The 13,771-nt window shown below is 47.9% G+C and carries 1 protein-coding gene; it reads left to right on the forward strand.

Going from position 1 to position 13,771, the window contains the following annotated elements; all coding sequences use genetic code 11:
* Nucleotides 1-710 precede the first annotated feature (710 nt).
* A complete protein-coding gene (locus AC6I9F_RS01715; protein WP_498022358.1) occupies nucleotides 711-13,754 on the forward strand; it encodes a DUF1542 domain-containing protein in 13,044 nt (4,347 codons plus the stop codon).
* The last annotated feature ends 17 nt before the right edge of the window (nucleotides 13,755-13,771 follow it).

A 13,771-nucleotide genomic window follows, 5' to 3' on the forward strand; every position in this document is an offset into this window, starting at 1 on the left:
AACAGGAAAAAACACCTCCTTTCGATTCGCCAAGCCTCTTCGCAAGGCAATGAGGGGGCGGAGAGACGCGCTCGTCAACAGAAGTATCTCATTGGAAATGTTGCTCACTTTTTTAGTGAGCTTTTTATTTAAGGAATAGGAATGAAAAGTAAGAAGTTAAAATTATACTCAATGAAAATCTCTTCAAACCACGTCAGCGTCGCCTTAGCGTAGGTATCTTACTGACCAAGCTAGTGATGGACTTAGAATAGGTGGTTTGGAGCGTCCTAGCGGCTAGGCAATGCTGATCATAGTCCTTTGCTGAGGCTAGGGTGTTTCAACATTCAACACTCAACTGGTTGATCTAATTGATAGGAAGGAAATTACTATAAAATACTCAGACTTCTATCATATATTTTGAAATGTTTGTGTAATCAAAATGTAATAATATTGTAACATTGGCGCAGAGGATGTTTAGCATATATAAATGTAGTATAACTCTTGTATATTTGTTAAAAAATGGGTTGTATCAAAAGGCTTTACACATCTATGCATATATATATATATATATAATGTCGCTTTTTTCTTGCATTTCCTAACTCTATACTATCAGCGAGGGGGTTGATTTGTATGTCAGAAGTGTTAGTATAGAGTTGATATATTATCGTCTGTCGGCTTTTTGCGCGCTTTCTAAGCTTGGGGAAGCTCTCAGACGAGGAAAGGATTCACTTATGTTCAAGAAAAAGAATGATGGTAATGGAGAGAAAATTTTCCGTTATTCCATTCGTAAATACCATTTTGGGGCTGCTAGCGTTGCGGTTGCGGCTCTGATGTTCTTTGCAAATGGGGTGCAAGCGCAGGCACCTGCGGTATCTTCGGCAACAGCCAGTGATGTAGTTGCTGGATCTGCTGGAACACCAGATAAGGATAAGCAGGAGTCAGATGGGGAAGAGCCAGAGAAGGTCTCTCAGACTGAACCGTCGGCTGAGCTCCAGTCTACAGGGGAGTCAAACTCTCCAGAGACTAAAGCCGAGGACGCTAGTAAGGGGCAGGAAACAGCTAGCCTTGCTCCGACCAAACCAGAGACGAAACCAGCTGCTCAAGAAACTTCTCAAGGAGGAGCAGTAAAAGAGCAAGACCAGCCCACATCTGCCACTAAAACGACAGAAGCTAAATCACTCCAAGGCAATCTGCAAGCTTTGTTGGAAAAACTAACTCTTAGCTCCATGAAAGCGCTCCACGATGAAGTGGAAGCAGGTCTAGCAGCAGCTAAGGCAGTTTTGGAAGATCCAAAAGCGACGCAAGCGCAGGTTGATGAGCAAGTAAGACTGATGGAAGAACTGACGAGCCGTGTCAATCAAGCCTTGGAGCCATCGCTACCAAAATTGACAGACTTGGGTGAAGCAAGTCCGACAAATAATAAGCTTGTCGAACCAAACGGAACTGCAACTGAGCAAGCAACTGGTGGAAAGCGTCGTAAAAGAGGGGGAACAATCGAGCCTGGAGCAGTTGCAAACCAAGTTAGTTCAACTGATGGAAGAAAGGAAGCAGCTTCTGAAGCCAACTCTCAATCTACTCCACGAGAACTCCCAACCTACACTAATACGACAGACGGTGAAAACGGCGTCTATGGACTAAAAAAGGAATTGGAGGATATTACCAAGGAGCTTCGACGGTACGGAGCGTCGGAAGATAAAATCCAAGCAGCAAAAGCAGCAGCTGATAAGTTTAATGAAGCCTTTTCTAAAGGTGATACCATCAGCCAAGAAGATTTTGCCGCTGCCCTAGTCGACCTGAAAAAATCCCGAGACCTCATCGAAGGAGTGCTGGAAGAAAAATATGGAGAAGAGACTACAGCTGGAGGAGTAACTCCACAACCACGTGATGGTGGCTACTCTGATTTTCGTAGCGCTAACTATAGTGGAAGATCTGCAAGGGCGGCAAGAGCTGGCGAAAACTACTCTGAGGACTTTCTAACAGCTAGAGAAAGTTACTTTGAGAGGACGGGCGACAAAAATCATTCTCCTTACGATAAGTATACTTATGTATTCTTCTCAGATAGACGTCCGAGAAATGAAGCTACGGCATATATTAAAGACGGATATAAGTATCTAAACGTCACAGTAAAGCCTACTACTAAAGGTTTTTTATGGACAATTGAAATCAATAAAGATAATCACAGGACACTTCCAGGTCACACAGAAGTGTGGTTCACTGTCCCATCAGGGCAAACCGTTAAAACGAATACTATAGGAATCAGTTATCGTAACAATGGCGGGGGAACATATGCTCCGGCTCAAGATGGTCAAGATTTGGTAGAAAAATTAAAGAATGCAAATATAGGGTTAGGAGATGTAACGAAAGGAACTATTACAAATAGTCGTCTACCTAGGGAATTTGGACCTGCGACTTTTCCGCGTAACAATTTAGAAGAATTAGCCAGAGGGCGTCGCTATGATGCTAATCCTTATGAAAGACGATTTGAAAGTCAGGAAAATCAAGCTATATCCAATGAAAAGCTAGAAAATATTAAAAAAGATGCTAATGCAGCGTTGTATTACTTCCAACTTCCTAACTCAGATCGTTCCTATACGCTAACCTTTGAAACTGAGGGAAATACAGATCTTGGTAAACTAGATTATGCAGCTGGATTGCGTGGGCAATATGGACGAGAGGTATTCCTTTTAAACCAATGGCACTCTAGAACTACTTCGGAATTCAAAGATGATGCTCTTCAACAAATAGAGCAAGCAAAAAGAGATAAAAATAATAGTATTACTAGCAATGGAAATTTGTCCCAAGTGGAACAAAATGGCGAGACTGCAAAAGTAAACACATTTGCAAGACGAGCTACAGATGGAATCAATAAAGCTCAGAATATCGGTGAAGTCGAGAATTCCCTACAACAAGGCTTGAGTGATATTAGGGGTGTTAACCCAGTAGGGAGAGAATTGCCTAAGCAAGAAGTCACACGCAAAGCTTCTGAGAAGACGACTGCCATCGGCAACAATCCAGACTTAACGGAAGCAGAGAAGAAGACCGCCAAAGCGAAGGTTAATGAGGAAGCAGAAAAAGCTAAGACCGCCATTGACCGAGCAGGTGACCAAAGAGCGGTTAATCAGGCTAAGCAAAACGGCTTAAACACCCTTAATGGTCTGAACCCAATCGGACGCGAGGGTCAAAAACAAGCGATTGCCGACAAAGCTTCTGAGAAGACGACTGCCATCGGCAACAATCCAGACTTAACGGAAGCAGAGAAGAAGACCGCCAAAGCGAAGGTTAATGAGGAAGCAGAAAAAGCTAAGACCGCCATTGACCGAGCAGGTGACCAAAGAGCGGTTAATCAGGCTAAGCAAAACGGCTTAAACACCCTTAATGGTCTGAACCCAATCGGACGCGAGGGTCAAAAACAAGCGATTGCCGACAAAGCTTCTGAGAAGACGACTGCCATCGGCAACAATCCAGACTTAACGGAAGCAGAGAAGAAGACCGCCAAAGCGAAGGTTAATGAGGAAGCAGAAAAAGCTAAGACCGCCATTGACCGAGCAGGTGACCAAAGAGCGGTTAATCAGGCTAAGCAAAACGGCTTAAACACCCTTAATGGTCTGAACCCAATCGGACGCGAGGGTCAAAAACAAGCGATTGCCGACAAAGCTTCTGAGAAGACGACTGCCATCGGCAACAATCCAGACTTGACGGAAGCAGAGAAGAAGACCGCCAAAGCGAAGGTTAATGAGGAAGCAGAAAAAGCTAAGACCGCCATTGACCGAGCAGGTGACCAAAGAGCGGTTAATCAGGCTAAGCAAAACGGCTTAAACACCCTTAATGGTCTGAACCCAATCGGACGCGAGGGTCAAAAACAAGCGATTGCCGACAAAGCTTCTGAGAAGACGACTGCCATCGGCAACAATCCAGACTTAACGGAAGCAGAGAAGAAGACCGCCAAAGCGAAGGTTAATGAGGAAGCAGAAAAAGCTAAGACCGCCATTGACCGAGCAGGTGACCAAAGAGCGGTTAATCAGGCTAAGCAAAACGGCTTAAACACCCTTAATGGTCTGAACCCAATCGGACGCGAGGGTCAAAAACAAGCGATTGCCGACAAAGCTTCTGAGAAGACGACTGCCATCGGCAACAATCCAGACTTAACGGAAGCAGAGAAGAAGACCGCCAAAGCGAAGGTTAATGAGGAAGCAGAAAAAGCTAAGACCGCCATTGACCGAGCAGGTGACCAAAGAGCGGTTAATCAGGCTAAGCAAAACGGCTTAAACACCCTTAATGGTCTGAACCCAATCGGACGCGAGGGTCAAAAACAAGCGATTGCCGACAAAGCTTCTGAGAAGACGACTGCCATCGGCAACAATCCAGACTTAACGGAAGCAGAGAAGAAGACCGCCAAAGCGAAGGTTAATGAGGAAGCAGAAAAAGCTAAGACCGCCATTGACCGAGCAGGTGACCAAAGAGCGGTTAATCAGGCTAAGCAAAACGGCTTAAACACCCTTAATGGTCTGAACCCAATCGGACGCGAGGGTCAAAAACAAGCGATTGCCGACAAAGCTTCTGAGAAGACGACTGCCATCGGCAACAATCCAGACTTGACGGAAGCAGAGAAGAAGACCGCCAAAGCGAAGGTTAATGAGGAAGCAGAAAAAGCTAAGACCGCCATTGACCGAGCAGGTGACCAAAGAGCGGTTAATCAGGCTAAGCAAAACGGCTTAAACACCCTTAATGGTCTGAACCCAATCGGACGCGAGGGTCAAAAACAAGCGATTGCCGACAAAGCTTCTGAGAAGACGACTGCCATCGGCAACAATCCAGACTTAACGGAAGCAGAGAAGAAGACCGCCAAAGCGAAGGTTAATGAGGAAGCAGAAAAAGCTAAGACCGCCATTGACCGAGCAGGTGACCAAAGAGCGGTTAATCAGGCTAAGCAAAACGGCTTAAACACCCTTAATGGTCTGAACCCAATCGGACGCGAGGGTCAAAAACAAGCGATTGCCGACAAAGCTTCTGAGAAGACGACTGCCATCGGCAACAATCCAGACTTAACGGAAGCAGAGAAGAAGACCGCCAAAGCGAAGGTTAATGAGGAAGCAGAAAAAGCTAAGACCGCCATTGACCGAGCAGGTGACCAAAGAGCGGTTAATCAGGCTAAGCAAAACGGCTTAAACACCCTTAATGGTCTGAACCCAATCGGACGCGAGGGTCAAAAACAAGCGATTGCCGACAAAGCTTCTGAGAAGACGACTGCCATCGGCAACAATCCAGACTTAACGGAAGCAGAGAAGAAGACCGCCAAAGCGAAGGTTAATGAGGAAGCAGAAAAAGCTAAGACCGCCATTGACCGAGCAGGTGACCAAAGAGCGGTTAATCAGGCTAAGCAAAACGGCTTAAACACCCTTAATGGTCTGAACCCAATCGGACGCGAGGGTCAAAAACAAGCGATTGCCGACAAAGCTTCTGAGAAGACGACTGCCATCGGCAACAATCCAGACTTAACGGAAGCAGAGAAGAAGACCGCCAAAGCGAAGGTTAATGAGGAAGCAGAAAAAGCTAAGACCGCCATTGACCGAGCAGGTGACCAAAGAGCGGTTAATCAGGCTAAGCAAAACGGCTTAAACACCCTTAATGGTCTGAACCCAATCGGACGCGAGGGTCAAAAACAAGCGATTGCCGACAAAGCTTCTGAGAAGACGACTGCCATCGGCAACAATCCAGACTTAACGGAAGCAGAGAAGAAGACCGCCAAAGCGAAGGTTAATGAGGAAGCAGAAAAAGCTAAGACCGCCATTGACCGAGCAGGTGACCAAAGAGCGGTTAATCAGGCTAAGCAAGACGGCTTAAACGCCCTTAATGGTCTGAACCCAATCGGACGCGAGGGTCAAAAACAAGCGATTGCCGACAAAGCTTCTGAGAAGACGACTGCCATCGGCAACAATCCAGACTTAACGGAAGCAGAGAAGAAGACCGCCAAAGCGAAGGTTAATGAGGAAGCAGAAAAAGCTAAGACCGCCATTGACCGAGCAGGTGACCAAAGAGCGGTTAATCAGGCTAAGCAAAACGGCTTAAACACCCTTAATGGTCTGAACCCAATCGGACGCGAGGGTCAAAAACAAGCGATTGCCGACAAAGCTTCTGAGAAGACGACTGCCATCGGCAACAATCCAGACTTGACGGAAGCAGAGAAGAAGACCGCCAAAGCGAAGGTTAATGAGGAAGCAGAAAAAGCTAAGACCGCCATTGACCGAGCAGGTGACCAAAGAGCGGTTAATCAGGCTAAGCAAAACGGCTTAAACACCCTTAATGGTCTGAACCCAATCGGACGCGAGGGTCAAAAACAAGCGATTGCCGACAAAGCTTCTGAGAAGACGACTGCCATCGGCAACAATCCAGACTTGACGGAAGCAGAGAAGAAGACCGCCAAAGCGAAGGTTAATGAGGAAGCAGAAAAAGCTAAGACCGCCATTGACCAAGCAGGTGACCAAGAAGCGGTTAATCAGGCTAAGCAAAACGGCTTAAACACCCTTAATGGTCTGAACCCAATCGGACGCGAGGGTCAAAAACAAGCGATTGCCGACAAAGCTTCTGAGAAGACGACTGCCATCGGCAACAATCCAGACTTGACGGAAGCAGAGAAGAAGACCGCCAAAGCGAAGGTTAATGAGGAAGCAGAAAAAGCTAAGACCGCCATTGACCAAGCAGGTGACCAAGAAGCGGTTAATCAGGCTAAGCAAGACGGCTTAAACGCCCTTAATGGTCTGAACCCAATCGGACGCGAGGGTCAAAAACAAGCGATTGCCGACAAAGCTTCTGAGAAGACGACTGCCATCGGCAACAATCCAGACTTGACGGAAGCAGAGAAGAAGACCGCCAAAGCGAAGGTTAATGAGGAAGCAGAAAAAGCTAAGACCGCCATTGACCAAGCAGGTGACCAAGAAGCGGTTAATCAGGCTAAGCAAGACGGCTTAAACGCCCTTAATGGTCTGAACCCAATCGGACGCGAGGGTCAAAAACAAGCGATTGCCGACAAAGCTTCTGAGAAGACGACTGCCATCGGCAACAATCCAGACTTGACGGAAGCAGAGAAGAAGACCGCCAAAGCGAAGGTTAATGAGGAAGCAGAAAAAGCTAAGACCGCCATTGACCAAGCAGGTGACCAAGAAGCGGTTAATCAGGCTAAGCAAGACGGCTTAAACGCCCTTAATGGTCTGAACCCAATCGGACGCGAGGGTCAAAAACAAGCGATTGCCGACAAAGCTTCTGAGAAGACGACTGCCATCGGCAACAATCCAGACTTGACGGAAGCAGAGAAGAAGACCGCCAAAGCGAAGGTTAATGAGGAAGCAGAAAAAGCTAAGACCGCCATTGACCAAGCAGGTGACCAAGAAGCGGTTAATCAGGCTAAGCAAAACGGCTTAAACACCCTTAATGGTCTGAACCCAATCGGACGCGAGGGTCAAAAACAAGCGATTGCCGACAAAGCTTCTGAGAAGACGACTGCCATCGGCAACAATCCAGACTTGACGGAAGCAGAGAAGAAGACCGCCAAAGCGAAGGTTAATGAGGAAGCAGAAAAAGCTAAGACCGCCATTGACCGAGCAGGTGACCAAAGAGCGGTTAATCAGGCTAAGCAAAACGGCTTAAACACCCTTAATGGTCTGAACCCAATCGGACGCGAGGGTCAAAAACAAGCGATTGCCGACAAAGCTTCTGAGAAGACGACTGCCATCGGCAACAATCCAGACTTAACGGAAGCAGAGAAGAAGACCGCCAAAGCGAAGGTTAATGAGGAAGCAGAAAAAGCTAAGACCGCCATTGACCGAGCAGGTGACCAAAGAGCGGTTAATCAGGCTAAGCAAAACGGCTTAAACACCCTTAATGGTCTGAACCCAATCGGACGCGAGGGTCAAAAACAAGCGATTGCCGACAAAGCTTCTGAGAAGACGACTGCCATCGGCAACAATCCAGACTTAACGGAAGCAGAGAAGAAGACCGCCAAAGCGAAGGTTAATGAGGAAGCAGAAAAAGCTAAGACCGCCATTGACCGAGCAGGTGACCAAAGAGCGGTTAATCAGGCTAAGCAAAACGGCTTAAACACCCTTAATGGTCTGAACCCAATCGGACGCGAGGGTCAAAAACAAGCGATTGCCGACAAAGCTTCTGAGAAGACGACTGCCATCGGCAACAATCCAGACTTAACGGAAGCAGAGAAGAAGACCGCCAAAGCGAAGGTTAATGAGGAAGCAGAAAAAGCTAAGACCGCCATTGACCGAGCAGGTGACCAAAGAGCGGTTAATCAGGCTAAGCAAAACGGCTTAAACACCCTTAATGGTCTGAACCCAATCGGACGCGAGGGTCAAAAACAAGCGATTGCCGACAAAGCTTCTGAGAAGACGACTGCCATCGGCAACAATCCAGACTTAACGGAAGCAGAGAAGAAGACCGCCAAAGCGAAGGTTAATGAGGAAGCAGAAAAAGCTAAGACCGCCATTGACCGAGCAGGTGACCAAAGAGCGGTTAATCAGGCTAAGCAAAACGGCTTAAACACCCTTAATGGTCTGAACCCAATCGGACGCGAGGGTCAAAAACAAGCGATTGCCGACAAAGCTTCTGAGAAGACGACTGCCATCGGCAACAATCCAGACTTAACGGAAGCAGAGAAGAAGACCGCCAAAGCGAAGGTTAATGAGGAAGCAGAAAAAGCTAAGACCGCCATTGACCGAGCAGGTGACCAAAGAGCGGTTAATCAGGCTAAGCAAAACGGCTTAAACACCCTTAATGGTCTGAACCCAATCGGACGCGAGGGTCAAAAACAAGCGATTGCCGACAAAGCTTCTGAGAAGACGACTGCCATCGGCAACAATCCAGACTTAACGGAAGCAGAGAAGAAGACCGCCAAAGCGAAGGTTAATGAGGAAGCAGAAAAAGCTAAGACCGCCATTGACCGAGCAGGTGACCAAAGAGCGGTTAATCAGGCTAAGCAAAACGGCTTAAACACCCTTAATGGTCTGAACCCAATCGGACGCGAGGGTCAAAAACAAGCGATTGCCGACAAAGCTTCTGAGAAGACGACTGCCATCGGCAACAATCCAGACTTAACGGAAGCAGAGAAGAAGACCGCCAAAGCGAAGGTTAATGAGGAAGCAGAAAAAGCTAAGACCGCCATTGACCGAGCAGGTGACCAAAGAGCGGTTAATCAGGCTAAGCAAAACGGCTTAAACACCCTTAATGGTCTGAACCCAATCGGACGCGAGGGTCAAAAACAAGCGATTGCCGACAAAGCTTCTGAGAAGACGACTGCCATCGGCAACAATCCAGACTTAACGGAAGCAGAGAAGAAGACCGCCAAAGCGAAGGTTAATGAGGAAGCAGAAAAAGCTAAGACCGCCATTGACCGAGCAGGTGACCAAAGAGCGGTTAATCAGGCTAAGCAAGACGGCTTAAACGCCCTTAATGGTCTGAACCCAATCGGACGCGAGGGTCAAAAACAAGCGATTGCCGACAAAGCTTCTGAGAAGACGACTGCCATCGGCAACAATCCAGACTTAACGGAAGCAGAGAAGAAGACCGCCAAAGCGAAGGTTAATGAGGAAGCAGAAAAAGCTAAGACCGCCATTGACCGAGCAGGTGACCAAAGAGCGGTTAATCAGGCTAAGCAAAACGGCTTAAACACCCTTAATGGTCTGAACCCAATCGGACGCGAGGGTCAAAAACAAGCGATTGCCGACAAAGCTTCTGAGAAGACGACTGCCATCGGCAACAATCCAGACTTGACGGAAGCAGAGAAGAAGACCGCCAAAGCGAAGGTTAATGAGGAAGCAGAAAAAGCTAAGACCGCCATTGACCAAGCAGGTGACCAAGAAGCGGTTAATCAGGCTAAGCAAGACGGCTTAAACGCCCTTAATGGTCTGAACCCAATCGGACGCGAGGGTCAAAAACAAGCGATTGCCGACAAAGCTTCTGAGAAGACGACTGCCATCGGCAACAATCCAGACTTGACGGAAGCAGAGAAGAAGACCGCCAAAGCGAAGGTTAATGAGGAAGCAGAAAAAGCTAAGACCGCCATTGACCAAGCAGGTGACCAAGAAGCGGTTAATCAGGCTAAGCAAGACGGCTTAAACGCCCTTAATGGTCTGAACCCAATCGGACGCGAGGGTCAAAAACAAGCGATTGCCGACAAAGCTTCTGAGAAGACGACTGCCATCGGCAACAATCCAGACTTGACGGAAGCAGAGAAGAAGACCGCCAAAGCGAAGGTTAATGAGGAAGCAGAAAAAGCTAAGACCGCCATTGACCAAGCAGGTGACCAAGAAGCGGTTAATCAGGCTAAGCAAGACGGCTTAAACGCCCTTAATGGTCTGAACCCAATCGGACGCGAGGGTCAAAAACAAGCGATTGCCGACAAAGCTTCTGAGAAGACGACTGCCATCGGCAACAATCCAGACTTGACGGAAGCAGAGAAGAAGACCGCCAAAGCGAAGGTTAATGAGGAAGCAGAAAAAGCTAAGACCGCCATTGACCAAGCAGGTGACCAAGAAGCGGTTAATCAGGCTAAGCAAGACGGCTTAAACGCCCTTAATGGTCTGAACCCAATCGGACGCGAGGGTCAAAAACAAGCGATTGCCGACAAAGCTTCTGAGAAGACGACTGCCATCGGCAACAATCCAGACTTGACGGAAGCAGAGAAGAAGACCGCCAAAGCGAAGGTTAATGAGGAAGCAGAAAAAGCTAAGACCGCCATTGACCAAGCAGGTGACCAAGAAGCGGTTAATCAGGCTAAGCAAGACGGCTTAAACGCCCTTAATGGTCTGAACCCAATCGGACGCGAGGGTCAAAAACAAGCGATTGCCGACAAAGCTTCTGAGAAGACGACTGCCATCGGCAACAATCCAGACTTGACGGAAGCAGAGAAGAAGACCGCCAAAGCGAAGGTTAATGAGGAAGCAGAAAAAGCTAAGACCGCCATTGACCAAGCAGGTGACCAAGAAGCGGTTAATCAGGCTAAGCAAGACGGCTTAAACGCCCTTAATGGTCTGAACCCAATCGGACGCGAGGGTCAAAAACAAGCGATTGCCGACAAAGCTTCTGAGAAGACGACTGCCATCGGCAACAATCCAGACTTAACGGAAGCAGAGAAGAAGACCGCCAAAGCGAAGGTTAATGAGGAAGCAGAAAAAGCTAAGACCGCCATTGACCGAGCAGGTGACCAAAGAGCGGTTAATCAGGCTAAGCAAGACGGCTTAAACGCCCTTAATGGTCTGAACCCAATCGGACGCGAGGGTCAAAAACAAGCGATTGCCGACAAAGCTTCTGAGAAGACGACTGCCATCGGCAACAATCCAGACTTGACGGAAGCAGAGAAGAAGACCGCCAAAGCGAAGGTTAATGAGGAAGCAGAAAAAGCTAAGACCGCCATTGACCAAGCAGGTGACCAAGAAGCGGTTAATCAGGCTAAGCAAGACGGCTTAAACGCCCTTAATGGTCTGAACCCAATCGGACGCGAGGGTCAAAAACAAGCGATTGCCGACAAAGCTTCTGAGAAGACGACTGCCATCGGCAACAATCCAGACTTGACGGAAGCAGAGAAGAAGACCGCCAAAGCGAAGGTTAATGAGGAAGCAGAAAAAGCTAAGACCGCCATTGACCAAGCAGGTGACCAAGAAGCGGTTAATCAGGCTAAGCAAGACGGCTTAAACGCCCTTAATGGTCTGAACCCAATCGGACGCGAGGGTCAAAAACAAGCGATTGCCGACAAAGCTTCTGAGAAGACGACTGCCATCGGCAACAATCCAGACTTGACGGAAGCAGAGAAGAAGACCGCCAAAGCGAAGGTTAATGAGGAAGCAGAAAAAGCTAAGACCGCCATTGACCAAGCAGGTGACCAAGAAGCGGTTAATCAGGCTAAGCAAGACGGCTTAAACGCCCTTAATGGTCTGAACCCAATCGGACGCGAGGGTCAAAAACAAGCGATTGCCGACAAAGCTTCTGAGAAGACGACTGCCATCGGCAACAATCCAGACTTGACGGAAGCAGAGAAGAAGACCGCCAAAGCGAAGGTTAATGAGGAAGCAGAAAAAGCTAAGACCGCCATTGACCAAGCAGGTGACCAAGAAGCGGTTAATCAGGCTAAGCAAGACGGCTTAAACGCCCTTAATGGTCTGAACCCAATCGGACGCGAGGGTCAAAAACAAGCGATTGCCGACAAAGCTTCTGAGAAGACGACTGCCATCGGCAACAATCCAGACTTGACGGAAGCAGAGAAGAAGACCGCCAAAGCGAAGGTTAATGAGGAAGCAGAAAAAGCTAAGACCGCCATTGACCAAGCAGGTGACCAAGAAGCGGTTAATCAGGCTAAGCAAGACGGCTTAAACGCCCTTAATGGTCTGAACCCAATCGGACGCGAGGGTCAAAAACAAGCGATTGCCGACAAAGCTTCTGAGAAGACGACTGCCATCGGCAACAATCCAGACTTGACGGAAGCAGAGAAGAAGACCGCCAAAGCGAAGGTTAATGAGGAAGCAGAAAAAGCTAAGACCGCCATTGACCGAGCAGGTGACCAAAGAGCGGTTAATCAGGCTAAGCAAAACGGCTTAAACACCCTTAATGGTCTGAACCCAATCGGACGCGAGGGTCAAAAACAAGCGATTGCCGACAAAGCTTCTGAGAAGACGACTGCCATCGGCAACAATCCAGACTTGACGGAAGCAGAGAAGAAGACCGCCAAAGCGAAGGTTAATGAGGAAGCAGAAAAAGCTAAGACCGCCATTGACCAAGCAGGTGACCAAGAAGCGGTTAATCAGGCTAAGCAAGACGGCTTAAACGCCCTCGATAAAATTCTTGAAGATCTTTCTACTCGTATTAACCAAGGAAACTCATCCACACCAGGTAATGGTGGCAACACTAACAATGGTGGTAACACCAACACCGGTGGTAACACCAACACGGATGGCAACACTAACACCGGTGGTAACACCAACAATGGTGGCAACACTAACACCGGTGGCAACACTAACAATGGTGGCAACACTAACGCTGGTGGCAACACCAACAATGGTGGCAACACTAACGCTGGTGGCAACACCAACAATGGTGGTAACACTAATAACGGTGGCAACACCAACACCGGTGGTAACACTAACAATGGTGGCAACACTAGCATCAGTGTGACACCACCAACCCGTAGCCGTAGAAGTGTAGCTTTTGCTGGAGGCGCTCAATCGAGTCAAGAGAAACAGGTTGATAAATCCGTCTTAAGTGATTTGATTCAAGACTTGGAAACTCGTTTGAAAGACTTGGATGGTATTGATCAATCTGTTATCGACGCTGCGAAGGTCATTCTCGGAGAGGGTCAAGCAGCCCTTAGAAATGCTGACTTGACAGAGGTAGGCTTGAAAGAGATGACTGCCAAGATCAAAGAAGCCCTCGAATCCTTGAAAGGCAAGCAAGCGACTAAGGATGAAGAAGAAACGAAAGAACCAAGCAAAGAGCAAGGTCATCTTCCATACGGTACCATGATTGGCAGCCTACTTGCCCTTCTTGGTCTCCTTCTCTTCCTCATCGCGCGTCGTAAGAAAGAGTCAGAGCTTAAGAAATTGACCAAGGAATTGACTAAGGTTCTGCAAGAAAGCGACCTTACAAGTGTAGATGCCAAAGTTCTCGACCAAGCACGAGAAGCTCTCGCTCAAGCAGTTGCCTTCCTAGCCAATGAGAAAGAGTCTGACCACACAGAAGATGAGTTGATTGAGAAACTCAAAGCTATTCTTGCTCAGTTAAGATAAGCAAAGTTTAGACGAGT

This window comes from Streptococcus nakanonensis, assembly GCF_059738785.1.

What these genes read in the sequence shown, in the direction of transcription:
- AC6I9F_RS01715 (WP_498022358.1), top strand. Translation starts at nt 711, where the DNA reads ATGTTCAAGAAAAAGAATGATGGTAATGGAGAGAAAATTTTCCGTTAT.